21 protein-coding genes and 1 pseudogene are annotated in these 23,298 nt (G+C 69.8%); 2 read left to right on the top strand and 20 right to left on the bottom strand.

Features of this window, described 5'->3' with window-relative positions:
• The 14 genes and pseudogenes from AB8M85_RS00005 to AB8M85_RS00070 all read right to left on the bottom strand — a co-directional run.
• A pseudogene (locus AB8M85_RS00005) lies at window positions 1-379 on the bottom strand (hypothetical protein); the annotation flags it as partial.
• Between the two features lie 93 nt (window positions 380-472).
• On the bottom strand, window positions 473-1,297 hold the full coding sequence (locus tag AB8M85_RS00010) for a sulfite exporter TauE/SafE family protein (protein ID WP_372696722.1): 825 nt from the start codon (window positions 1,295-1,297) through the stop codon (window positions 473-475).
• A 12-nt stretch (window positions 1,298-1,309) separates the two neighbouring features.
• Window positions 1,310-3,109, bottom strand: coding sequence for a proline--tRNA ligase (locus AB8M85_RS00015; protein ID WP_372696723.1), 1,800 nt, complete (start codon window positions 3,107-3,109; stop codon window positions 1,310-1,312).
• Between the two features lie 144 nt (window positions 3,110-3,253).
• Window positions 3,254-4,120 carry a hypothetical protein gene (locus AB8M85_RS00020; protein ID WP_372696724.1) on the bottom strand — a complete coding sequence of 289 codons (867 nt, stop codon included), beginning with the start codon at window positions 4,118-4,120 and terminating at the stop codon, window positions 3,254-3,256.
• A gap of 127 nt (window positions 4,121-4,247) precedes the next feature.
• Entirely contained in the window at window positions 4,248-5,159 is a 912-nt protein-coding gene (locus AB8M85_RS00025) for a GNAT family N-acetyltransferase (RefSeq protein ID WP_372696726.1), read from the bottom strand.
• A 179-nt stretch (window positions 5,160-5,338) separates the two neighbouring features.
• Complete coding sequence (gene ispG, locus AB8M85_RS00030; protein WP_372696727.1) at window positions 5,339-6,499, bottom strand: flavodoxin-dependent (E)-4-hydroxy-3-methylbut-2-enyl-diphosphate synthase; 1,161 nt, start codon at window positions 6,497-6,499, stop codon at window positions 5,339-5,341.
• 81 nt (window positions 6,500-6,580) lie between these two features.
• Window positions 6,581-6,871, bottom strand: a complete 291-nt coding sequence (locus tag AB8M85_RS00035) for a YciI family protein (RefSeq protein WP_372696728.1) — start codon at window positions 6,869-6,871, stop codon at window positions 6,581-6,583.
• A 41-nt stretch (window positions 6,872-6,912) separates the two neighbouring features.
• A complete protein-coding gene (locus AB8M85_RS00040) occupies window positions 6,913-8,595 on the bottom strand; it encodes a hypothetical protein (RefSeq protein WP_372696729.1) in 1,683 nt (560 codons plus the stop codon).
• Entirely contained in the window at window positions 8,588-9,952 is a 1,365-nt protein-coding gene (locus AB8M85_RS00045; protein ID WP_372696730.1) for an RIP metalloprotease, read from the bottom strand. The genes AB8M85_RS00040 and AB8M85_RS00045 overlap by 8 nt, the downstream gene beginning before the upstream one ends.
• Window positions 9,949-11,178, bottom strand: coding sequence for a 1-deoxy-D-xylulose-5-phosphate reductoisomerase (dxr, locus tag AB8M85_RS00050; RefSeq protein ID WP_372696731.1), 1,230 nt, complete (start codon window positions 11,176-11,178; stop codon window positions 9,949-9,951). The genes AB8M85_RS00045 and dxr overlap by 4 nt, the downstream gene beginning before the upstream one ends.
• Window positions 11,179-11,229: 51 nt before the next feature.
• Window positions 11,230-11,787 (bottom strand): hypothetical protein, encoded by a 558-nt coding sequence (locus AB8M85_RS00055; RefSeq protein ID WP_372696732.1) that lies wholly within the window; start codon window positions 11,785-11,787, stop codon window positions 11,230-11,232.
• A 141-nt stretch (window positions 11,788-11,928) separates the two neighbouring features.
• The gene (locus AB8M85_RS00060; RefSeq protein ID WP_372697677.1) at window positions 11,929-13,590 is read right to left on the bottom strand and encodes a tripartite tricarboxylate transporter permease; all 1,662 of its coding nucleotides are present in this window, start codon (window positions 13,588-13,590) and stop codon (window positions 11,929-11,931) included.
• 15 nt (window positions 13,591-13,605) lie between these two features.
• Window positions 13,606-14,109: a tripartite tricarboxylate transporter TctB family protein gene (locus AB8M85_RS00065; protein ID WP_372696733.1), complete on the bottom strand. Its 504-nt coding sequence runs from the start codon at window positions 14,107-14,109 to the stop codon at window positions 13,606-13,608.
• Window positions 14,106-15,110: a Bug family tripartite tricarboxylate transporter substrate binding protein gene (locus AB8M85_RS00070; RefSeq protein ID WP_372696734.1), complete on the bottom strand. Its 1,005-nt coding sequence runs from the start codon at window positions 15,108-15,110 to the stop codon at window positions 14,106-14,108. The genes AB8M85_RS00065 and AB8M85_RS00070 overlap by 4 nt, the downstream gene beginning before the upstream one ends.
• 203 nt (window positions 15,111-15,313) lie before the next feature.
• Between AB8M85_RS00070 and AB8M85_RS00075 the strand changes: the two genes are divergently transcribed.
• On the top strand, window positions 15,314-16,930 hold the full coding sequence (locus AB8M85_RS00075) for an ATP-binding protein (RefSeq protein ID WP_372696735.1): 1,617 nt from the start codon (window positions 15,314-15,316) through the stop codon (window positions 16,928-16,930).
• Entirely contained in the window at window positions 16,927-17,625 is a 699-nt protein-coding gene (locus AB8M85_RS00080; RefSeq protein ID WP_372696736.1) for a response regulator, read from the top strand. Before AB8M85_RS00075 ends, AB8M85_RS00080 begins: the two co-directional genes overlap by 4 nt.
• Here AB8M85_RS00080 and AB8M85_RS00085 read toward each other — a convergent pair whose 3' ends face one another.
• The 6 genes from AB8M85_RS00085 to AB8M85_RS00110 all read right to left on the bottom strand — a co-directional run bounded on the left by AB8M85_RS00085 (window position 17,626) and on the right by AB8M85_RS00110 (window position 23,298).
• Complete coding sequence (locus tag AB8M85_RS00085; RefSeq protein ID WP_372696737.1) at window positions 17,626-18,048, bottom strand: organic hydroperoxide resistance protein; 423 nt, start codon at window positions 18,046-18,048, stop codon at window positions 17,626-17,628. It abuts the gene before it with no gap.
• 67 nt (window positions 18,049-18,115) lie between these two features.
• Window positions 18,116-18,547 (bottom strand): MarR family winged helix-turn-helix transcriptional regulator, encoded by a 432-nt coding sequence (locus AB8M85_RS00090; protein ID WP_372696738.1) that lies wholly within the window; start codon window positions 18,545-18,547, stop codon window positions 18,116-18,118.
• Between the two features lie 97 nt (window positions 18,548-18,644).
• Window positions 18,645-19,469 carry a CoA ester lyase gene (locus AB8M85_RS00095; RefSeq protein WP_372696739.1) on the bottom strand — a complete coding sequence of 275 codons (825 nt, stop codon included), beginning with the start codon at window positions 19,467-19,469 and terminating at the stop codon, window positions 18,645-18,647.
• Window positions 19,466-20,011 carry a MaoC family dehydratase gene (locus tag AB8M85_RS00100; protein ID WP_372696740.1) on the bottom strand — a complete coding sequence of 182 codons (546 nt, stop codon included), beginning with the start codon at window positions 20,009-20,011 and terminating at the stop codon, window positions 19,466-19,468. The genes AB8M85_RS00095 and AB8M85_RS00100 overlap by 4 nt, the downstream gene beginning before the upstream one ends.
• Window positions 20,012-20,033: 22 nt before the next feature.
• Window positions 20,034-21,197: an acyl-CoA dehydrogenase family protein gene (locus AB8M85_RS00105; RefSeq protein ID WP_372696741.1), complete on the bottom strand. Its 1,164-nt coding sequence runs from the start codon at window positions 21,195-21,197 to the stop codon at window positions 20,034-20,036.
• A gap of 10 nt (window positions 21,198-21,207) precedes the next feature.
• Window positions 21,208-23,298, bottom strand: coding sequence for a biotin carboxylase N-terminal domain-containing protein (locus tag AB8M85_RS00110; RefSeq protein ID WP_372696742.1), 2,091 nt, complete (start codon window positions 23,296-23,298; stop codon window positions 21,208-21,210).

Raw genomic sequence — 23,298 nt, forward strand, 5'->3', positions numbered from 1 at the left:
AACGGGCCAACGCGATCTGGGCATGGACACCGGCACCGACCTTGGACCGTTCCACGCCCTCGGCCTCGTGCCGGGCCCGCACCACCGCATCCAACGCCACCTCGGCCCGGGCCTGCAGCCCGGCCAATGCGTTCTTCCCCGCCTCCGCCAACGCCAGCACATCCACCAGGGCCGCCTCCCCCAGCGGGCCCACCGCCACATCCGGCAGCGTCGCCAGGAATGCGGTCAGCAACTCCCGCGGGTCCACCGGATCCGCACCGGCACCAACACCGGCACCAGCACCCGCGGCATCCGGGCCCGGGACGGCAGCAGTCCCGGCCACGGCAGGCTCCGGAGCCTGCAGCGTAGGTCGGGGGCCCGACACGGGTTCTTCGTACATGTGTTCTAGTTTATCGGGGACACCCCCCGGAAAACCCCGGAAAACAGCCCTGTGAGGGGCCCGTGGACGAGGGAAGTGTCGACGCTGTCCGTCTCAGGCGCGGTGGAGGATGTTCTCCTGGAGAACGTCGTATCCCAAGCGCAGGATGAGCACGCCGACCACCACCAGGAAAACGATCCTGATGAACTTGCTGCCCCTGCGGACCGCCATCCGTGCCCCGAGGTAGCCGCCGACCATGTTCGCCAGCCCCAGCAGCAGGCCCAACCCCCACAGCAGGTGCCCTGTCGGCAGGAAAAAAGCCAAGGCCCCGAGGTTGGTCGCCATGTTCACGATCTTGGCCTTGGCGCTGGAGGCCAGGAAGTTGTATCCGAGGAAGACGACCATGGCGATGATCAGGAAGGATCCGGTCCCCGGTCCGATGAGGCCGTCGTAGAAGCCGATCACAAGTCCGATCAGTCCGGCCACCGCGTGGTGTCTGCGTCCGGTGTGCCGCAAGGCGGTCAATTCGCCGACGGTGGGCTTGGCCGCGGTGAAGACGGCCACGGCGATGAGCGCCGCGACGATGATGGGTTTGAACACCGATGCAGGCAGCAGCGTAGCCACGATCGCCCCACCGAAGCTGCCGATCAAGGCGATGCCCGCCATGGGCAGGGCGGTCTTCAGGTCCGGGTGGGCGCGCCGGTAGTAGGTGACGGCACTGTTGGTGGTGCCGAAGATGGACCCGAGCTTGTTCGTGGCCAGCGCCTGGACGGGCGTGATGCCGGGGACGAGCAGGAGGGCGGGCAATTGCAGCAGCCCCCCACCGCCGACCACCGCGTCGACCCAGCCGGCAGCCAGGCCGGCAACGATCACCAGCACGACGGTTCCGGCCTGGATGTCCTCCAGCCCGGAACCGTTCAGCAGGGACGTCCAGTCCACGGGAGGCCGGTGCTAGCCGCGTACGGCGCGGACGAGGTAATCGACGACCTCGGCCACGGGGACGTTCTCGGCGGATCCGCTGGCACGGTCCTTGACCTCGATCAGGCCCTCGGCCAGACCGCGTCCGACCACGGCGATCGTGGGAACGCCCACCAGTTCGGCATCGCCGAACTTCACGCCGGCCGAGACCTTCGGGCGGTCATCGAAAATGACCTCGATGCCCTTGGTGTCCAGTGCTGCGGCAATCCTCTCGGCTTCCTCGAAGAGGTCGGCGCCCTTGCCCGTGACCATCAGGTGGACGTCGGCGGGGGCGACATTGCGCGGCCACATCAGGCCGCGGTCGTCGTGGTTGGTCTCGGCCAGGGCCGCCACCGCGCGCGTGACGCCGATGCCGTAGGAGCCCATGGTCACCGTAACCAGCTTGCCGTTCTGGTCGAGCACCTTGAGCTCGAGCGCCTCGGCGTATTTGCGGCCGAGCTGGAAGATGTGCCCCATCTCGATGCCGCGGGCCGTCTCCAACGGACCGGAGCCATCGGGAGCCGGATCCCCTTCACGGACCTCGACGCATTCGATGGTGCCGTCCCAAGTGAAGTCGCGGCCGGCCACCAGCCCGAAGACGTGGCGTCCGGGCTCGTTGGCACCGGTGATCCAGGACGTGCCGGAGACCACGCGCGGGTCGACCAGGTAGAGGATCCCGGTGGAGGCCTCGGTGCCCAGCACCGCCTGGTCCAGCCCGTTGCCCGGGCCGATGTAGCCCTTGACGAGCCCCGGGTTCTTCTTGAGGTCGTCTTCGGTGGCGGCTTCGATCTCGACTTCACCGCCGACCTCGAGGTGTCCGGCGATGTTCGCCTCGACGCGCTTGAGGTCCACGGCGCGGTCTCCCGGCAGGCCGATGACGACGAGGCGGCGTTCGCCGGTGGGCAGCTTGGCGGCCAGCACCACGTTCTTCAGGGTGTCGACGGCGCTCCATTGGCCCTCGGCGCGCGGGGCGACCTGGTTGGCCACCTCGACGAGCGTGTCGATGGTGGGGGTGTCGGGGGTGTCCTTGACGTCCAGGGCCGGCGCCTCCGAGTAGTCGATGTCCGCGGGCACGACGGTGGTCACGGCCTCGACGTTCGCCGCGTAGCCGCCGGCGGAACGCACGAAGGTGTCCTCCCCGACCGGGGTCGGGTGCAGGAACTCCTCGGACTTCGAGCCGCCCATCGCCCCGGCGGTCGCCTTGACCGGCAGGACCTCCAAACCCAGGCGGGCGAAGATCTTCAGGTAGGCCTCGCGGTGCTTGGCGTAGGCGGTGTCCAGCCCGGCGTCGTCGATGTCGAAGGAGTAGGAGTCCTTCATGATGAATTCGCGTCCGCGCAGCAGGCCCGCGCGGGGACGCGCCTCGTCACGGTACTTGTTCTGGATCTGGAAGAGGTACACCGGCAGGTCCTTGTACGAGTTGTACAGGTCCTTCACCAGGAGGGTGAACATTTCCTCGTGGGTCGGCGCCAGCAGGTAGTCGGCGTCCTTGCGGTCCTGCAGGCGGAACAGCGCGTCGCCGTACTCGGTCCAGCGCCCGGTGGCCTCGTAAGGTTCGCGCGGCAGCAGAGCCGGGAAGTGCACCTCCTGGCCGCCCATGGCGTTCATCTCCTCGCGGACGATCGCCTCGACCTTGGCCAGCACGCGCAAACCCATCGGCAGCCAGGTGTAGATGCCCGGGGCCGCGCGGCGGATGTATCCGGCCCGCACCAGCAGCTTGTGGCTGTCGACTTCGGCGTCGACCGGGTCTTCGCGCAGGGTGCGCAGGAACATGGTGGAAAGTCGCAGGACCACGCTTGCTGTCCATTTCCGCGGGCTGGGCCGCTGATCGTGGGGATGGTGTCCGTGTCGGGACGGTTCCAACTTACCCGGTGCCCGGCGATGGGCCGAACACCGCGCCGGAACCGGCGGTCCCGACGCTGGGTGGAGGGGCCGAAGCTATTGCGTCCGCAGGGCGGTCAGCGCCTCGTCGACCATGGCCGCGACGTCGGACGGGTCGATGTCAGCCTCCTGGTCCGCGCGCGTGGTGACGGATACGACGACGGCCCCGTCGCTGCCCGAGACCGTGTAGCTGGCCACGCTCTGGTCGCCGGCCTCGACGTCCATCCAGTAGGCGGCGGTGGAGGCCGCGTCGGTCCCGGCGGCCTCGTCCTTGAGTGTCGCGGTGCCCTTCGTGCCACTGAGTTGCAGGGTGAAGTTCGCGCAATGGACCAGAAGCCCGTTGGTCCGGTCGACGGCTTGGGCGGCGTCCTGCGGCTCGGGATAGGAGGCCAGGCTGATGTAGGTTTCGCGTTCCACCGAATCGCCGGGGATCGTCACGGAGGCGATCGCGGCCCCGGCGGGCAGCGTGGCTTCCTGGTTGTCCATGAAGGGCGCGCACTTCGAGGGGGTGATGTCCATGTCGTCGAGCAGCGCGCGGCCCGAGTCGGCCAGGGCGGCGATCTCCTCGTTCGTGCGTACCCGCGCCCCGGAATGGTCGGCGGCCAGTTCGCGGGCGGCCTCGGCCAGTTCCTCTGCGGTGAAGGAGGGCAGCGGCCCGGTCAGCGGCGGCGCCGTCGTACCCGCCGATGATCCGGTCTCCGCGCTCCCCGTCGCGGATTCCGATTCCGCGGACGACGACGGTGCCCCGCTGGTTGCCATGGTTGCGGTGGCCGGGGAACTGTCGGCATCGGGGCCCGGCGTGCCGGAGCAGGCGGCCAGCGCCAGGGGAACCAGCAGCATCATCGCCGTCGTTCCCCGTCGGCGGTGCCGTGCGGAGACAGCGGCCCCGCCCGAGGGGTCGTGCGGCCGTCGTATGCTGCCCATGGTCCCCCCTCGTGGCGGTCTGCTGCGGCCTGCTGGTGCCGCTTGTCCTGCTTCCAGCGTAGCGAATGCCCGCCACGGTGGGCAGGGCGCGGGGTACTGCGTCGTCGTGCGCGTCGGGCGGGGATCCTCAAAAGAGCACCGTGGCGAACTCCCCCACCTGCTCGAACCCGACGCGCCGGTAGGTCGCCAAGGCCGGGCGGTTGTAGTCGTTGACGTACAGGCTGGTCAGCGGTGCCAGGGCCAATGCCGATCCCACCACGGCCGCCATCGCCGGCCCGGAGATGCCTTCGCCCCGGTGGGACGGGTGGACCCAGACGCCCTGGATCTGTGTGGCATGTGCGGAGACCGTTCCGAGTTCGGCCTTGAAGCGGATGGTCCCGTCGGCGGCCCGGTCGACGAAGGAGTGGCCGTGCTGGATCAGCGAGCGCACCCGTGAGCGGTAGAACGAGCCGCCGGCATCCAGCGGAGAGTAGCCCAGCTCCTCCTGGAACATCGCCGCGCAGGCCGGCAGGACGGCGTCGTAGTCCTGCGCGGTGGAGCGGCGGACCCGGGTCGAGGGCAGCATGGATGGCGGCTGGGAGAGGACCATCAGCGGTTGGCGGCCGCGGACGTCGAAGGCCTCCTGCGTTGATTCGGGTCGCAGCGAGTCCCAGAGCGGCAGGACGGCATTGGCGGGGCCGAAGATGGAGGAGAAGTTCCGGTGCAGTCCCAGCACCGCGGTGGCGAAGGGCACGGCGTCCTCGGGTCCGGCCTGGATGGGGACCAGGTTGGCCCCGACCCACAGGGCAGACCGGAGCTCCCCGCCGTCGTACCGGCCTAGGACCAGGGAGCCGCCCGGGGTGGGCGCGGCCGAGGCGGTGGCATCGAGCTGGGCGTCCATGAAGATGTTCGCCACCGGGTCGCGGGCGACCAGTCCGCGCAGGGCGGCGGTGTCCTCGGCAGCGAGGACGCGTACGGTATCGCCGAGCGGCTCTCCGCCGGTGTAACGGCCCTTGGGTACGGGGAACCACGGGACGGACCGGGACAGGATCCTGGACATCGTCTCCCCCTCCCTCGGCGACCTGGCGTCTTAGCCAAAGTGTTGCAGAATCCGGGCTGGGGCGAAACCGCATGACGCGGGCCCGGGGGAACGGTCCCCCAGCGCGGTCCCCCGGCAGGTTCCGCTGGCCAAACCAGGCGGCCGGACCGCAGCCGGTAGACCGTGCCGGGTGGGGCCGGTTAGGACACCGACACGGTCGGGGCGGCGCCGACGCCGTCCTCGGGGGTCTCCATGGATTCGGCGATGCGCATCGCCTCCTCGATCAGCGTTTCGACGATCTGGTCCTCGGGGACGGTCTTGATGACCTCGCCCTTGACGAAGATCTGGCCCTTGCCGTTGCCGGACGCGACGCCGAGGTCGGCCTCGCGGGCCTCGCCGGGACCGTTGACGACACAGCCCATGACGGCCACGCGCAGCGGGACCTCCATGCCCTCCAGCCCGGCGGTGACCTGGTCGGCGAGGGTGTAGACGTCGACCTGGGCGCGGCCGCAGGACGGGCAGGAGACGATCTCGAGCTTGCGCGGGCGCAGGTTCAGCGACTGCAGGATCTGGTTGCCGACCTTGATCTCCTCCACCGGCGGGGCGGAGAGGGAGACGCGGATCGTGTCGCCGATGCCCTTCGAGAGCAGCGCACCGAAGGCGGTGGCCGACTTGATGGTGCCCTGGAAGGCGGGGCCCGCCTCGGTGACGCCCAGGTGCAGCGGCCAGTCGCCGCGGGCGGCGAGCAGTTCGTAGGCGCGGACCATCACGACCGGGTCGTTGTGCTTGACGGAGATCTTGAAGTCGTGGAAGTCGTGCTCCTCGAACAGGGAGGCCTCCCAGACGGCGGATTCGACGAGGGCCTCGGGGGTGGCCTTGCCGTACTTCTTCATCAGGTCCGGGTGCAGCGAGCCGGCGTTGACGCCGATGCGCAGGGAGGTGCCGTGGTCCTTGGCGGCCTGGGCGATCTCCTTGACCTGGTCGTCGAACTTGCGGATGTTCCCGGGGTTGACCCGGACCGCGGCGCAGCCGGCCTCGATGGCGGCGAAGACGTACTTGGGCTGGAAGTGGATGTCCGCGATGACCGGGATCTGCGACTTCTTCGCGATGATCGGCAACGCCTCGGCGTCGTCGGCCGAGGGGCAGGCCACGCGCACGATGTCGCAGCCGGAGGCGGTCAGCTCGGCGATCTGCTGCAGCGTGGCGTTGATGTCGGTGGTCGGCGTGGTGGTCATCGACTGCACGCTGATCGGGGATTCGGAGCCGACGCCGACCGATCCGACCTTGATCTGGCGGGTTTTCCGCCGCGGGGCCAACACCGGTGGCGGGGCGGCTGGCATTCCAAGGCTGACCGAGGTCAAATTATCCTCCGGGTATTCAGGTGGTGGTTCGTCCGTCCCCATTATCCCCCTTGTGGAGGGGACGTGGGGCCGCCGACGGGCTCAGGCGTGGTGAGAGAGCTCACCGGTGACGGGGCTCCACTCGGTCAGGCGCACCGCCGAGACGAGCCCGTTGGCGTTGAACGGGTCCTCGCCGAGCTTCTCGGCCAACGCCTGCTCGGAGGCGGCCTTGATGAGCAGCAGGGCGCCGGATCCGTCGACATAGGGGCCGGAGGCCACCAGGGAGAAGTCGCCGGACAGTCCGCCCAGGAAGGCGCGGTGGTCGGGGCGGTGCTCGTCCCGGGCGGCGTCGGACCCGGCGGCATATACGTATTCCACGGCAAAGATCGTCATGGTCCCCAGTGTACGTTCCGCTCCGGCGGAGCCGGGACGGGCTACTGGTAGGACACGAACCAGGGTTTCGGGTTGACGTCGAAGGTCTGCTTCGGGGTGAAGGTCGGCGAGTCCTCGTCGATGAAGTTCTTCCACGCCATCCGAATGCCCTGGGGCAGGTCGCGACGCAGGGCGTTCCAGGTCGCCATCTTCTGGCCGGGGTTGCCGTTGCCGTCGGCGTGCAGGACCAGTGCGAGTTCGGGGTGCGAGGTGTCCAGGTCCGCGCGGTCGCGGATCATCCCCAGCTGGAACTGGTGCAGGATCACGACCTTCTGTGGCAGCCGGTGCTTCCGGGTCAGCTGCGCCAGCCAGTCGTTCGTCCGGTTCAGCTCGGCGGCGGACACGGACCCGATCTGGGCCATGTGGCGCTGGTGGGGTTTCAGCCGCCACTCCGGGTCGTAGGCGAGGCCGACGTTGGGGTACTTGAGCAGCCGCTCGTAGTGCTTTGCCTGGGTGAGGAAGTCGTTGCGGCCCGGCTGCAGGTCCAGCACGACGTAGACCCCCGCCTTCCGGGCGGCCTCCACCCAGGGTTCGATCGTCTTGACCGGGACGTACGTCGAGTAGTTTCCGTCCTTGCCGGCGCTGGCGGAGGCGACGGTGGCGATGATCTCGAAGGCCGGCTGGACCTGCTGCTTGCTGTAGGGCTGGTACCGGGCCGCCAGTTTCCTGGCCCGGGTGATGGAGGCCTTGATGCCCTGCTCGCCGAGCACGCCCAGGGAGCCGGTACCGGGGGTGCCATAGAGGGCGACCATGCGCCGTTGCGGAAAGACGATCTGCCCGCCGCCGGGCAGTTCGGGACCGGTGGCGGCGGTCCGGGCCAACGCGGCGAATTCCTTGGCCGGCCCGTAGCCGTCGCCGAGGGCAAAGAGCGCGCTGTCGGCATGCTTGCGGAAGAAGCCGCGGTCCTTCTCGGCCCGCGGATCGGGGGAAGCCATCGTGTGCACGGTGGCACCGGCGGCGCGGGCGGTGGCCAGGCCGGCGCGGGTCCCGGGGTCGTCGTTCCCGGTGAGGGCGACGGCGGCCAGATCGTTGGCCGGGGCCGCCGCCTGCACCGGGGGCATCTCGGCGGCGGGATCCGTCCCGTCGACCACCTCGACGTCCCAGGCCGGACCACTGGACGACCCTGAGGCCGGGCTGGCGCTGCCGTCGGCGGCGTTCCGGGGCTGTGGTGCACCATAGCGGATGATGGTCGTGGCGCCGAGCCGGTCAAGTTCGGCGCCGACAGCGGTGGACTGGTCCGCGGTCTCCGGGGCAAGCAGCAGCGGGATCCCGAGGTCCTCGGCCCGCTGCGCCGCGGCCTGTGCGTCGCCGCCGTCGTCTGGGGTTGCCTTCCCGTTCTTGTCGTCGGTCTTCTTGTCGTCGGCCTGCTTTCCGCCGGGCTGCTTTCCGTCGTGATCCTTGGCATTCCCCGTCTCGAGGACGACGGCGGCAGGTGCGTGGGCGAAGAAGGCCCGGCTGGCGTCGAGGGCCAGATCCGCTCCCCTGCCCGGGAGCTGGTGCACGCCGGCCTTCGGCGTGGTGAGGCGCACCTGGTCGGGGTTGGCGGACGGGGTGGATTCCGCCGTCGTACTCGGGGAGGTGGGCTCTGCGGGACCGGAGCCGGTGCAGCCGGACAGGACCAGGCCGACGGCCAGCGCTGCAGCTGCCGTCGCGGTGATCCTGCGGGGGCGGGGTGCGTCAACCAAAGATATCGACCGGCTTGACGATGTCGGCGTAGATCAGCAGGGCGCCCATGCCCATCATCAGGATGGCCACCACGTAGGTCAGCGGCATCAGCTTGGCGATGTCCACCGGGCCGGGGTCGCGCCGCTTGAAGATCTTCGCTGCGGTGCGACGCAGCCCCTCCCAGAGGGCGCCGATGACGTGGCCGCCGTCCAGCGGCAGCAACGGGATGAGGTTGAAGACGAACAGGGCGATGTTCAGGCTGGCGACCAGGCCGATGAGGGTGGCGAAGCGGTCCTTGAGCGGGATCTCGTCCATGGCGCTGACCTCGCCGGCGATGCGGCCGACGCCGACCACCGACATGGGCCCGTTCGGGTCGCGGGGCGCGTCGGAGAAGGCGGCCTGACCCACGGCGACCAGGCGCGCGGGCAGGTCGATGACGATCCCGGCCACGGCCCGCACGTTCTCGCCGACGGCGGCGGGGACCTCGGTCAGCGGCACGGTCATCTGCTTTGGTTCCGAGCCCATGCCGACGAACCCGACGCTGACCAGTTCGGTGTTCCCGCCGGCATCGGTCTTGGGCCGGCCGTTGATGTCCAGGGCCGGGCGCTGGGTGAGCAGCGGGGTGATCGTCGTGGTGTGCTCGGTGCCGTCGCGCAGATAGGTCAGCTGCGAGGTCTTGCCGGCGGAGGCACGGATCATCGTGGTCAGCTCATCCCACTGGTATTCGCGCACGTCCTGGCCGTTGAAGGAGGTGATCCGGTCCCCCGGGCGCAGGCCGGCGGCGTAGGCCGGGGCCTTTGGGTCGCCGGGTTGGCAGTTGGCCGCGGTGTCGTCCCCGCCGCGGGCCTGCTGGTCTGCCTGGCTGACCACGCACTGGTAGACCTCGGTGACGTTGGTGGTGGACTGGACGGTCCCGAAGCCGGAGAGCAGCACAGCGAAGAGCACGAACGCGATGACCAGATTCATGAAGGGCCCGCCGAGCATGATGACCACGCGCTTGTACACGGGCAGCTTGTAGAACATGCGGTGCTCGTCGCCGGGTTGCAGCTCCTCGGCGGCGGCCTTGCGGGCCTCGTCGGCCATCTGCGAGAAGATCCCGGTGCCGGAGGCCTTGACCTTGCCCTCCGGGGTCGTGGCCGAGGGCGGGTACATCCCGATCATCGAGATGTAGCCGCCGAGCGGGATGGCCTTGAGGCCGTATTCGGTCTCGCCGCGCTTGCGGGAGAACAGCGTCTTGCCGAAGCCGATCATGTACTGCGGCACGCGCACGCCGAAGGCCTTGGCCGGCACCAGGTGGCCGACCTCGTGCAGGGCAATGGACACGGCGACGCCGATCGCGAGGATCAGCACGCCGGCGATGAAGAGGAGAACAGTCACATCTGCCCCCAACGATCCGCGGCCGCTTTTCGTGCCCACGCCTCCGCAGCCAGCACCGCGTCCACGGTGAGTCCGCCCCCGGAGGTGGTTCCGGCGTCGTACGCCGCCACCACCGCCTCGACGGTGTCGACGATCTCGGGGAAGCGGATGGCCCCGGCGTGGAAGGCGTGCACGGCCTCCTCGTTCGCGGCGTTGTAGACGGCCATGTGGGTGGAGGAGGCGCGGGCGGCGGCCTTGGCCAGGCGGATGGCCGGGAAGGCGTCCTCGTCCAGCGGTTCGAACGTCCACTCGGAGGCGCGGGTGAAGTCGCAGCCGGCGGCGGCGCCGGGGACCCGGGCGGGCCAGCCCATCCCCAGGGCGATCGGCAGGCGCATGTCCGGCGGGGAGGCCTGGGCGATGGTGGCGCCGTCCACGAACTCGACCATGGAGTGCACCATCGACTGCGGGTGCACCACGGCCTCGATGCGTTCCAGCGGCACGTCGAAGAGCAGGTGCGCCTCGATGACCTCGAGCGCTTTGTTGACCATGGTCGCCGAGTTGGTGGTGATGACCTGGCCCATGTCCCAGGTGGGGTGGGCCAGTGCCTGGGCAGGGGTGACGTCCATCAGCTGGGCCCGGGTCATGCCGCGGAACGGGCCGCCGGAGGCGGTGACGATGAGCCGGGCGACCTCGGCGGGTGTGCCGGCGCGCAGGGCCTGGGCGATCGCCGAGTGCTCGGAGTCGACGGGGACCAGCTGGCCCGGGGCTGCGGCGTCCTTGACCAGGGCGCCGCCGGCGATGAGCGATTCCTTGTTGGCCAACGCCAGCAGGTGCCCGGCCTTCAGCGCCGCCAGCGTGGGCGCCAGGCCGATGGAGCCGGTAATGCCGTTGAGCACGACGTCGGCCCCCGGGTAGCCGGCGACGCGGGCTGCCGCGGTGGGGCCGTGGAGCAGTTCGGGGCGGTAGGTGCTGTGTCCGGCGAGCTCGGCGTGGTCGTGGATCCGCCGGCGCAGCTGGTCCACGTCGCCGTCGGCGAGCGCGACGACCTCGGCGCGGGTGTGGACGGCCTGCCGGGCGAGCAGTTCGAGGTTGGAGCCGCCGGCGAGCGCGACGATGCGGAAGCGTTCGGGGGCGTGGTCGGCGACCTCGATGGCCTGTGTGCCGATGGAGCCGGTCGAGCCGAGCAGGACGATGCGGCGGGGATCGTTCAGGGGAAGTGTGCTGTGCTGCGGCTCGCGGAACTCCATGACTCCAGTATCGCGCACGCCGCCGGTACCGCACGCATCCCGCACCCGGCGCTAGCGGTCGTCGTTGCCGTCGGGACCGTCCCCGTCTGCGAGGTCGCTCCAGTCGGCATCCAGTGCCCCGGCTCCGTCGTCGCCGTGCTGTTCGAAGGGGTGCTGGACCATCCAGGCGATGTGCCCGCTGACGGCGGGCCGGACGGGGAAGGTGCCCACGTGGAAGATCGCGGGGTCCGCCAGCGACGGCCGCTGGCCCACCTCTCCGCCGTCGACGCCGTAGCCGATGTCCACGTCGTGGCCGGCACGGGGATCGGCCGACGCGTAGTGCACCGCCAGGGGCGATCCGAGTTCGCCGGCCAGCTGCCCGGCGAGGAGGATCCCCTCCGCCCGGTGGCGCTGGGCTGCGGGACCCGGACCTGCCGCCTCGGGCCCGAGCGCGTAGAACGCGGCCTCCCAGGTCCGCATTCGCGTCTCCAGCTCGGCCGGCAACTGCAGCTCGGCGTAGTCCAGCGGTTCCCAGGTCCACACCGGGCTCTCCCCGTGGTCGACGAACAGGCGCACATACGGAACGCCCTCGATCGTCGTGTAGGTGGGGTCCGGTTCCTCGTCGTGCATGGAGCCAGTCTGCCAGAGCCCGCGGACGCACCGCCGGTTCCCCGACACGCACCAGGGCCCGGTGCCGTCGACTGTCCGTGGGTCGATGGCACCGGGCCTGCGTGCGTCTATCCTGCCGGTACTCAGGAGCACGACTGGTACTCAGGAGTACGACGGCGGATCGTGCGGTTCGCGGTTCGGTACCGTGCGCTGCCGGGTCGCCTCGTCGGAGACGGCGTCCGTGTCCGAGTTCGTCCCGGAGGTGGTCGAGACGCCCTGGTCCGGGGTGTCCCCGCCAGTCGGTTCGTCGTCCACGGCAGGCAGCTGGCCGAAGCCACCGGCCGGAGCCGTCCGGTGGCGCGCCTTGCGCACCACGAACATGACCAGCGGCCACAACAGGACCAGCGCGATGATCGCATACACGACCACGGCGACCGGCTCGTTGACCAGGCCCATGGGATCCCCCGAACTCAGTTGGAAGGCCTTGCGCAGTTCCTCTTCGATGCGCGGGCCCAGGATGACCCCCAGGATCAGCGGTAGCACGGGGATGCCGAAGCGGCGCATGGCGAAGCCGAGCAGCCCCAGGACCAGCAGCAGGACCAGGTCGAACGCCTGGCTGTTCACCGCGAAGGTGCCCAGCGTGGCGAAGAACAGGATGCCGGCATAGAGGTATGGGCGGGGCAGTTGCAGCAGCTTGGCCCAGAGCGGGGCCAGCGGCAGGTTGATCAGCAGCAGCAGGGTGTTGCCGATGAACAGGCTGGCGATCAGCGCCCAGACCAGCACGGGCTCCTTCTCGAAGAGCAGCGGTCCTGGCTGGATGCCATATTGCATGAGGGCAGCCAGCATGACCGCGGCGGTGGCGTTGGTCGGCAGGCCGAGGGCCAGCATGGGGGTCAGGGTTCCGGCAGCGGAGGCGTTGTTGGCCGCCTCGGGACCGGCGACGCCCTCGATGGCGCCGTGGCCGAACTCCTCCGGATGCTTGGAGAGCTTCTTTTCGGTCACGTAGGACAGGAAGGTCGGGATCTCGGCACCGCCGGCGGGCAGGGCGCCGAAGGGGAACCCGAAGGCCGTGCCGCGCAACCAGGGCTTCCAGGACCGCTTCCAATCGCTCTTGCCCATCCAGGGCCGACCGACCGGGATCGTCTGGGTCTTGGTGCGCAGCAGATGGGCGGCTACCCAGAGTGCCTCGCCGAGGGCGAAGATGGCCACGGCGACGACGACGATGTCGACCCCGTCGGACAGCAGCGGTTGGCCGAAGATCAGGCGCCCCTGCCCGGAGACCGGGTCCATGCCGACCAGGCCGATGGCCAGGCCGAGCCCGAGGGAGGCGAAGCCGCGCAGCTTCGAGGAGCCAAGCACCGCGGTGACCGCGATCAGCGCCAGGATCATGATGGCCAGGTAGCTGGGGGCCCCCAGGCTGACCGCGAATTTGACCACCAGTGGTGCCAAGGTCACCAGCAGGGCCGTGCCAATGGTTCCGGCGACGAAGGAACCGATGGCCGCGGTGGCCAAGGCCTGGGCCGCGCGTCCGGCCTTGGCCATCTTGTGGCCCTCGATAGCGGTGATCACCGTCGAGGACTCGCCGGGGGTGTTCAGCAGGATCGAGGTGGTCGAGCCGCCATACATGCCGCCGTAGTAGATGCCGGCGAACATGATGAAGGCGCTGGTCGGCTCGACGGCATAGGTGACCGGCAGCAACAGCGCCACGGTCATGGCAGGGCCGATTCCGGGCAGCACGCCCACAGCGGTGCCCAGCAGGACGCCGAGGCAAGCGTAGAGCAGGTTCATGGGCGTCGCCGCAGTGGCGAAGCCCTGCATGAGCATATTGAGGGTATCCACTTAAAGCACCCCTTCCAGGACGCCGGCCGGCAGGTGGATGCCCAGGCCGAGGTAGAAGCCGTAGAAGGTCCCCAGCGCCATCAGGAGCGAGACGATGCCGTCGCGGATGTAATGGCGGCTGCCCAGGGACCAGACACTGCCCCAGAAGAGCACGGTTCCCGAGATGACCCAGCCCAGGGGGTTGATCAGGACGATGTTCAGGATGAAGAAGCCGATCAACGGCAGCACGGTCCGCCAGCCAATGGGGGAATTGGGGTCGACGTCCTCGCCTTCGTCGGGCTCGGCGACATCGCCGCGGAGGACCTTGACGGCCAGGAAGATCGCGCACAGCAGCAGGAGGCCGCCGACAATGTACGGCACGGTTTGCGGGCCGATGCGATCGGTTTGGGAATACGGGGCATGCAGGGTGGCGGCGTCGACGAGGACCACCACCCCAACCGCTCCGAGCAGGGCCGCGAAGCCCAGCTCGGAGCGGCTGGTATGCCGGGTGGCAACTTCACTCACGCCAGCCCCAGCTTCTGCAGGACGTCGGCGACCCGCTGGTCCTGGTCGTGCAGGAAGGACTCGAAGTCGTCGCCGGTGATGAAGGCGTCGGTCCACCGGTTCTTCTTCAGGGCTTCCTTCCACTCATCGCTCTCGTGCATCTTGGTGACGGTGTCGATGAGCTTGGCCTTGTCGTCATCGGAAATTCCCGGAGGGGCCACGAGGCCGCGCCAGTTGCTGAAGACCAGGTCGATGCCCGATTCCTTCAGGGTCGGGGCGTCCACGCCGTCCAGGCGCTCCTCGCCGCTGGTGGCCAGGACCCGGATGTCTCCGGACTTGATCTGCTCCAGGAATTCGCCGGCACCCGACGCCGCGACGTCGAGCTTGTTGCCCAGGATGGCCGGCAGCAGATCGCCACCGCCGTCGTAGGAGACGAAGTTGACCTCCTTCGGGTCGATGCCGATGGTCTGGGCCAACTGCATCGGCAGCAAGTGGTCGGGTCCGCCCGGCGAGGAGCCACCGCCGACGCTGATCTTGGCTGGATTGGCCTTCCAGGCCTTCACCAGATCGTCGATGGTCTTGTAGGGCGAGTCCTTCGAGACCATGATCGCGCCCGGCTCCTCAATGAGCTTGGCGATGGGGGTCGTCTCGGTCAGCTTCGCGTCGGAGTCGTTGGTGTAGCTGGCACCCACGACACCGAGCCCCATCAGCATCTCCAGGTTGCCGTTGCCCTTTTCGTTGACGATGCGGGCCAGGCCCACGGTTCCACCGGCGCCGGCCAGGTTGAAGACCTCGGTGCCGCTGGTGATGTCGGCTTCCTCCATGACCTGGGCCGCCGTACGGGCCGTGGTGTCGTAGCCGCCGCCCGGGGTATTCGGGACCATGATGCGCAGTCCGGTCACCGGACCTGCCTCGGCCGAACTGGCCGCGGAGTCGGCGGAGCCGGTGACCCCGCAGCCGGAGGCGGCGAGCATGATACCTGCGGCCAGTGCGGACAGCTTGAGCGCGCTTCTGCGGCGCATGGTGTACCTCTTTCACTTGGGGGTGCGAATGGAACCACGCTAAGCAGCGCAGTGACGGCGGTCACGCTTGTGGTCGCAGTGAAACTTGTGTTCATTGTGTTACCTGCCACAGTCGCCGTCGTGCGGGACCCTGTGTAGAGTTCATCCGTTCCCCGCCCCATGATGCGGCATCGGCGGCTCCGGTGCCCAGGAAGGCCGTGCCCGTGTCCCGAGCAGCTGCCAGCGCCCCGACGGACCGTCGACGGCTCACGCTCTCCAGCCAGTTCCTGGCCCTACAGCTGCTGATCGTCCTCGCGGTCCTGGTCGGCGTCCTGTTCATCTCGCTGGCCCAGTCCGAGCGGACCTTTGAACGGATGGAAAGCCGCAGGGCGCTCTCGGCCGCCGAAACCCTCGCCGCCATGCCCGTTGTCAGGTCGATGCTGCCCGACGCCCGGCCCCGGCTGGGCGCGGCCCTGCCCGCAGTCGCCGAGTCGGTCCGAGCCGTCTCCGGGGCCTCGTTGTCCCAGCTGGCCCGGAAGGACGGGCTGATCGTGGCCTCCTCCGACCCCTCGCAACTCGGGGAACCACTGGAGCTGGCGGGCAGCGACGTCATGGAGGGAAGGTCCTGGACCGGCTCGGTGGCCAGCGGCCGGGCGCGGACCCTGGTGGCCCATGTCCCGGTGCTGGACAACTCCGGGGCCCTGGTGGGCGTCGCCGTCGTGGGGCGAACCTATCCCTCGGTCTGGGAGCGCCTGGGCAGCACGGTCCCGAACCTGCTGACCTATCTCGGGGTGTCCCTGGCGGTCGGCACGGTGGGGTCCCTGCTGCTCTCCCGCCGGGTGAAGCACCAGACCCTGGGCATGGAGCCGGATGAGATCGCCGGCTTGGTCGAACACCGCGAGGCCATCCTGCACGGCATCAAGGAAGGGGTGGTTGCCGTGGATCCGCGTGGTCGCATCGCCTTGGTCAACGACGCCGCCATCGACCTGCTCGGCTGGCCCGATACCAGTGAGGGGCGCACTCTCGCGGAGCTGGGGGTCGATGCCACGCTGCGGGAGGCCCTCACGCAGGGTCCTGCCCAGGCCGACCAGCTGCTCCTGGTCGGCGAGCGGCTGGTGGTGCTCAACCGGCGGCCGATGCAGGCACACGACCGGATCATCGGCTGGGTGACGACCCTGCGCGACCGCACCGAACTCTCCACCTTGGAAAGCGAGCTCGGAACCACCCGGACCACCACGGATACCCTCCGGGCGCAAACCCACGAATTCGCCAACCAGCTGCATACGATTTCCGGTTTGCTCCAGCTGGGCGAGTACGACGAGGCCCTGGGCTTTGTCGACGGGGTGAGCTTCAGCCGGACGCAACTGGTCGACAACGTCACCAACCGCATCCTCGATCCGGCGGTCGCTGCTCTGGTGATCGCCAAGTCCAGCCTCGCCGGCGAGCGCGGCGTCTCGATCCGGATGGCCCCGGAGACGGCGTTGGGCCGGGTCGATGAGGAGCTCTCCCGCGACCTGGTCACCGTGGTGGGCAACCTGGTGGACAACGCGCTGGACGCCGTCGCCGGTCTGCCCGATGCCCTCGTGCAGCTGCATCTGGAGGACCGGGACGGCCGGATCACCGCGACGGTCAGGGATTCCGGGCCGGGGGTCGACGCCGCCATGCAGGAGCGGATTTTCCAACAGGGCTACAGCTCCAAGGCCTCGGTGTCCTCGGCCGGACGTGGCTTTGGTCTGGCCCTGACCCGGTTGGTGTGCGAACGCCGGGGCGGCACGGCGACCATGCACAACGACGGTGGTGCCGTCTTCACGGCCGTCCTGCCGCGGGAGGCCGGCAAATGATCAAGGTCCTCATCGTCGACGACGACTTCATGGTGGCGCGCATCCACACCGGGTTCGTGGCGGCGGTTCCCGGTTTCGAGGTCTGCGGCGTCGCCCAGAGCGGGGCGCAGGCGCTCTCCGAGGTCCGCCGGGTCACCCCGGACCTGGTCCTGCTGGATATCCATCTGCCCGACATCGGCGGGCTGGAGCTGCTGCGTCGTCTGCGTGAGGTGGTCCCGGAACTGGACGTCCTGGTCATCAGCGCGGCCCGCGAGGCCGACACGGTGCGCAGCGCCCTGCGCGGCGGGATCGTCCACTATCTGATGAAGCCGTTCACCCGCCGGGAGCTGGTGGACCGGCTGGAGCACTACGCGGCGACGTACCGGCCGCTGGATGCCGCGCAGACTGCCGAGCAGGCGGACATCGACCGCGTGTTCGGACTCGCCGGCGGCCGGGGCGCGACGGCGGAGAAGTTGCCCAAGGGGTTCAGCGCAGAGACGCTGCAGCGGGTGGAGGACCTGCTCCGTTCGGCCGATGCCGATGTCGCGGCCTCCGAGGCCGCCGAGGTGCTGGGGACGTCGCGGGTCAGCGCGCGCCGCTACCTGGAGTACCTGGTGGAGACCGGAGCCGCCGGGGTCCGGCTACGTTATGGCCCCGGCCGTCCCCAGCGGCGCTATTACCGCACCGCGGCAGGCACCGACGCCGCGGCCCGCTGATCAGTCGTCGGAGACGCGGATGTCGACCTCGATGTTGCCCCGGGTGGCGTTGGAGTAGGGGCAGACCTCGTGCGCCCGGTCGGCGAGCCCGCGGGCGACCGCCGGATCCACCTCGGGCAGCGTGACTTCCAGGGTCACGGCCAGGCCGAATCCGCCCCCGTCGAGGCCACCGAGGTGGACCTCGGAACCGACGCTGGAACCCTCGATGTCCACCTTCTGCTGGCGGGCAACCAGCTGCAGGGCGCTGTGGAAGCAGGCCGCATAACCGGCGGCAAAGAGCTGTTCGGGATTCGCGCCATTGCCGGAGCCACCCATGGTTTCGGGGACGGCCAGGTCGAGGTCGACCCGGCGGTCGGTGGTGGCAACATGCCCGTCACGGCCGGCTCCGGTGGCAAGTGCTTCTGCGGTGTAGAGCGTCTTCATGGTTTTTCTCCCAGGTGATGGTGTTCGGGGTGGTCGGGGTGGCGCGATGGCTGCAGCACCGGGTGGCCTAGGCGTCGTGGCCACACATCTTGCCGAGGAGCCGCCGCAGTTCGCCGGTTTCCGCTGCCGTGAGAGGCATGCGGGAGGCGAGGTGGCCGGGAATGGAGACGGCGTCGGCACGCAGGGCCGCCCCGTCGTCGGTCAGGTGGACCCGGACGACGCGTTCGTCGCCGTCCGAGCGGCGTCTGGTGATCCTGCCCGCGGCCTCCAGCCGCTTCAGCAGCGGCGACAAGGTCCCGCTGTCCAGACCGAGCCGCCGCCCCAGGGCCGACACGGGTTGCCCGTCGTCCTCCCACAGCACGAGCATGACCAGGTACTGCGGGTACGTCAGGCCCAGTGGCGCCAGCAATTCCCGATAGGCCGCGCCCACGGTGCGCTCCCCGGAGTACAGGGAAAAGCACAATTGGGCTTCCAGGACGAGCGGATCGGTCGGCATCATGAAATAAACATAACGTACAACTTAATTGCGCGCAACCTAATCGGTGAAGGTTCCGACACTGGACGATGCAGCAGAGCCCAATGCAGCCCGGTGGGGCCTACTCCCCCGCGCGGGCCACCAGCTGGCGGGCGTGGCGCAGCAGCGGTTCGTCGACCATCTGCCCCTCGAAGGAGAACACGCCATGGGCGGTCCGGGCCGCTGCCAGGATGGCACGGGCCCGGACCACTGCCGCCGGATCCGGCGCGTAGGCCTCGCGGATCACCGGCATCTGGGCGGGGTGGATGCTGGCCTTGGCCGCGAAACCGCTGGCAACGGCGTCCCGGCTCTCCGCGGCCAGGCCTTCCGCGTCGGGGATGTCGATGTAGACCGAGTCGATGCCCGCCTTGCCGGAGGCACCGGCAGCCAGCAGGACGGCGGCCCGGGCATGCACGGCGACGTCGCGGTAGCGCCCGTCCTCGTGGCGACTCGAGGTCCCGCCGAGCGAGGCCACTAGGTCCTCGGCGCCCCACATCAGGGCCACGACGTTCTCCTCCGCGGCGAGGGCCGGGGCGTTGAGAATCCCCAGCGCCGTTTCGCACAGGGCGACGACACTGTAGCCGCCCACTTGCCGGACCTGCCCGACGGCCTCGGTCTTGGCCAGCATGACGGTGGTGTACCCGGTCCCCTGCAGCGCCTCGAGATCCGCGGGGAAGTCATCCGTACCGACGGGGTTGACCCGGATGATCGTCCGCGCCGGATCCAGCGGCGTGTCGAGCATGGCCTGCCGGGCGGCGGCCTTGCCGGCCGGTGCGACGGCGTCCTCGAGGTCGAGGATCACCGCGTCGGCCCGGGCGGCAGCCTTGGCATAGCGTTCGGGCCGGTCGGCGGGGCAGAACAGGATGGCCGGGCCCATCGTGAACGCCGGGTGGCTGCCGGCGCTCATGCCCGGTCCTCCCCCGCGGCCCGGTGCCCCGCCGCGGTCCACATCAGCGCGGTCCGCGAGGCCTCGGCGACCACGGTGCCGTCCTGGTTGCGGCCGGTGTGCTTCATGGTCACGATGCCCTGGCCGGGCCGGGACGTGGAGGGCCGCAGGCCGGTGATCTCGGTTTCGGTGTAGAGGGTATCCCCGTGGAAGAGCGGGTGCGGGAAGCTGACATCCGACAGGCCCAGCTGGCCGATGATGGTCCCCTGGGTCAGCTGGCCGACCGACTGGCCGACCAGCGTGGCCAGGGTGAACATCGAGTTGACCAGCCGCTGCCCGAAGGGCTGGGTGGCACTCCAGGCGGCGTCCAGGTGTAGGGCCTGGGTGTTCATTGTCATGGTGGTGAACAGGACGTTGTCCGTCTCGGTCATCGTCCTACCCGGGCTGTGCACGTACACGGTGCCCAGTTCCAGCTCGTCGAAGTAGAGCCCGCGCTGGACGATGCGCTGCCCGGTGGAAGCGGCGGAGGAGGTTGCGCCGTCGTGCCCTGGTGTGTCGTTCATGGTGCCTTCCTTGGGTCCGGGGCTACAGGCCGAGCTCGCGGGCGATGAGCATCAGCTGGACCTCGGTCGTGCCCTCGCCGACCTCGAGGATCTTGGAGTCGCGGTAGTGGCGCGAGACGCGGAACTCGTTCATGAAGCCGTAGCCGCCGAAGACTTGGGTGGCGTCCCGGGCGTTGTCCATGGCTGCCTCGCCGGCGACCATCTTGGCGATGGCGGCCTCGGTCTTGAACGGCTTGCCGGCGAGCATCTTCGATGCGGCGCCGTAGTAGGCCAGGCGGGCGGTGTGGGCGCGGGCCTGCATGCGGGCGATCTTGAACTGGATGGCCTGGTACTTCCCGATGTTCTGCCCGAACGCGCTGCGCTCCTTCGCGTAGCGCACGGACTCGTCGACGCAGCCCTGGGCGGCGCCGGTGGCCAGGGCGGCGATGGCGATGCGGCCCTCGTCGAGGATGGACAGGAAGTTGGCGTAGCCGCGGCCGCGCTCCCCGAGCAGGTTCGCTTCCGGGACGGTGGCGTTCTTCAGCGTCAGCGGGTGGGTGTCCGAGGCGTTCCAGCCGACCTTGTTGTACGCCTTCTCGGCGGTGAAGCCGGGCGTGTCGGTGGGCACGAGGATGGTGGAGATCTCCTTCTTCACGGATCCGTCGGCGCGTTCGGAGGTGCCGGTGACCGCGGTGACGGTCACCAACTGCGTGATGTCGGTGCCGGAGTTGGTGATGAACTCCTTGTTGCCGTTGACCACCCAGTTCCCGTCCTCGAGCCGTGCGGTGGTCTTGGTGCCGCCGGCGTCGGAGCCGGCCTCCGGCTCGGTCAGGCCGAACCCGGCCAGGGCCTGCCCGCTGGCCAGCTGCGGCAGCCATTCCTGCTTCTGCGCGTCGGTGCCGAAGCGGTACACCGGCATGGCTCCGAGCGAGACGCCGGCCTCCAGGGTGATCGCCACCGACTGGTCGACGCGGCCGAGCTGTTCCAGTGCCAGGGCGAGGGCGAAGTAGTCCCCGCCCATGCCGCCGTGCTCCTCGGGGAAGGGCAGGCCGAACAGGCCCATCTCCCCCATCTGGGACACGACCTCGTAGGGGAAGCTGTGTTCCTCGTCGTGCTTGGCGGAGACCGGTGCAACGACGGTGTCGGCGAAGTCGCGGACGGTGTCGGAGAGGTCCTGGTAGTCGTCTTCGAGTTCGAGGTTCGGCATGTGGGGGTCCTTAGCTGGTGGGGGCGGTGGCGGTGGGCGCGCCGGAGGCCGCTGCGGTGTCTGTGGTGTCTGCTGCGTCTATGGTCGGTTCGGGGTCGGGCTGCACGGTGGCCACGCAGGCCCCGGCGGCGACGTGGTCGCCGACGGCGACGTGGACGGTGACGGTGCCAGCCAGGCCCGCGGTGAGGGGGTGTTCCATCTTCATCGCCTCGACCGCGAGCACCGGCTGGCCTGCCTCGACGTGGTCGCCGGTGGCCACGAGGACCGAGACGACGGTGCCGGGCATGGGCGAGCGGGATTCCGGGTCGCCGCCGGCCTCCTCGCGTTCGATGGTCGCCAGGTGGCGGTGCACGAGTGCGCGCCGGTCCAGCCAGCGCACGTGGGCGTTGTACCCGGCGGAGCCGATCCACGCCTCCCGTCCGCCGGTGCCGGGAACCGGTTCGAACGCGGGCACGACGGCGGTGCCTGCGGTGTCGCACTCGGGTGCGCCGGGTGCCGCGGCCGGTGGCAGCTGCACCTGGTGCAGTTCGCCGTCGATCTCCAGGGCCAGGGTGCGGCGCCGGTGGCTGCCCAGCCGCCAGCCGTCGGCGCTCCAGGCACCGGAGCGGCCCGCAGCCGGGGGTTCCAGGGCCAGGAAGCGCGCGGCGATGCCCTGCAGCTCGGCGTCGGTGGGTTGGCGCTTGGGCTGGGTTCCCCAGCGGTCGATGAACGTGGTGTCCAGCCGGCCGGCCTGCACGTCCTCCTCGGCGAGCAGGGCACGCAGGTATTCCAGGTTGGTTTCCACGCCGAGCACGATGGTGGAGGCCAGGGCGGCGTCGAGCCGCGCCAGGGCCTGGGGCCGATCGGCCCCGTGGGCGATGACCTTGGCGAGCATCGGGTCGTAGTGCGGGGTGACCTCGGAGCCGGTGGCGATGCCCGAATCGGTGCGGATGCCCTCGCCGACGGCGTCCTCGGCGCGCAGGATCGTGCCGATGGAGGGCAGGAACCCCTGGGCGGGGTCCTCGGCGTAGACGCGCGCCTCGATGGCGTGCCCGGAGAGCCCGATGGCCTGCTGTCCGAACCCCAGCGCCTCGCCGGCGGCGACGCGGACCTGCCATTCGACGAGGTCGATCCGCTGCCCGTCCACGCGGACGACCTCCTCGGTCACCGGGTGCTCGACCTGCAGGCGGGTGTTCATCTCCATGAAGAAGAACTCGCCGGGGTTCTCGTCGGAGACCAGGAACTCGACGGTTCCGGCGCCGACATAGTCGACCGAACGGGCGGCGTCGACCGCCGCTGCCCCGATCCGCTCGCGGATGGAGGCACCGTCGTCGAGCATTTCCAGCAGGGGTGCGGGGGCCTCCTCGATGACCTTCTGGTGGCGGCGTTGCAGCGAGCATTCGCGCTCGCCGAGGTGGATGGTGTTCCCGTGGGTGTCGGCCAGGACCTGGACCTCGATGTGGCGGGGGCTGCGCACCAGGCGTTCGAGCAGCAGCGTGTCGTCGCCGAAGGAGCTGCGGGCGACACGGCGTGCGGTCTGCAGGGTGGCGGGAAGCTCGGCGGCGCTCTCCACGGCGTGCATGCCCTTGCCGCCGCCCCCGGCGGAGGGCTTGATCAGCAGCGGGAACCCGACGCCGTCGGCGGCCTCGATGAGGGCGGCGTCGTCCATGCCGGGGTCGGCGACGCCGGGGACGACCGGGACGCCGTGGCTGGCCACATGGTTTTTGGCGCGGATCTTGTCGCCCATCAGGTTGATGGAGTGCGCACTGGGGCCGATGAAGGTGATCCCCGCGTCTTCCAGGGCGCGGGCGAAGTCGAGGTTCTCGGAGAGGAACCCGTAGCCGGGGTGCACGGCCTGGGCGCCGGAGGTGCGGCAGGCGCGGACCACGGCGTCGATGTCCAGGTAGCTTTCCGCTGCGGCGGCGGGGCCCAGGCAGACGGCGTCGTCTGCTTCGCACACGTGGCGGGCGCCGGCGTCGGCCTCGGAGTAGACGGCGACGGAGCGGATGCCCAGCCGGCGCAGCGTGCGGATCACGCGCACGGCGATCTCGCCGCGGTTGGCCACCAGCACGGTGCCGAAGAGCGGGGCCTCGGGGTGGTTTTCGGTCTGGTTTTCGGTCAT

Source organism: Arthrobacter sp. JSM 101049 (assembly GCF_041679245.1).
GTDB lineage: Bacteria > Actinomycetota > Actinomycetes > Actinomycetales > Micrococcaceae > Arthrobacter_H.

Coding starts and splice junctions, on each gene's coding strand:
- AB8M85_RS00110 (WP_372696742.1), bottom strand. CDS start 23,298: ATGACCGAAAACCAGACCGAAAACCACCCCGAGGCCCCGCTCTTCGGC.
- AB8M85_RS00035 (WP_372696728.1), bottom strand. CDS start 6,871: ATGACGATCTTTGCCGTGGAATACGTATATGCCGCCGGGTCCGACGCC.
- AB8M85_RS00055 (WP_372696732.1), bottom strand. CDS start 11,787: ATGCACGACGAGGAACCGGACCCCACCTACACGACGATCGAGGGCGTT.
- AB8M85_RS00020 (WP_372696724.1), bottom strand. CDS start 4,120: ATGGGCAGCATACGACGGCCGCACGACCCCTCGGGCGGGGCCGCTGTC.
- AB8M85_RS00105 (WP_372696741.1), bottom strand. CDS start 21,197: ATGCCGAACCTCGAACTCGAAGACGACTACCAGGACCTCTCCGACACC.
- AB8M85_RS00100 (WP_372696740.1), bottom strand. CDS start 20,011: ATGAACGACACACCAGGGCACGACGGCGCAACCTCCTCCGCCGCTTCC.
- AB8M85_RS00025 (WP_372696726.1), bottom strand. CDS start 5,159: ATGTCCAGGATCCTGTCCCGGTCCGTCCCGTGGTTCCCCGTACCCAAG.
- AB8M85_RS00085 (WP_372696737.1), bottom strand. CDS start 18,048: ATGAAGACGCTCTACACCGCAGAAGCACTTGCCACCGGAGCCGGCCGT.
- AB8M85_RS00090 (WP_372696738.1), bottom strand. CDS start 18,547: ATGATGCCGACCGATCCGCTCGTCCTGGAAGCCCAATTGTGCTTTTCC.
- AB8M85_RS00060 (WP_372697677.1), bottom strand. CDS start 13,590: ATGCTCATGCAGGGCTTCGCCACTGCGGCGACGCCCATGAACCTGCTC.
- dxr (WP_372696731.1), bottom strand. CDS start 11,178: ATGGAGTTCCGCGAGCCGCAGCACAGCACACTTCCCCTGAACGATCCC.
- AB8M85_RS00070 (WP_372696734.1), bottom strand. CDS start 15,110: ATGCGCCGCAGAAGCGCGCTCAAGCTGTCCGCACTGGCCGCAGGTATC.
- AB8M85_RS00095 (WP_372696739.1), bottom strand. CDS start 19,469: ATGAGCGCCGGCAGCCACCCGGCGTTCACGATGGGCCCGGCCATCCTG.
- AB8M85_RS00080 (WP_372696736.1), top strand. CDS start 16,927: ATGATCAAGGTCCTCATCGTCGACGACGACTTCATGGTGGCGCGCATC.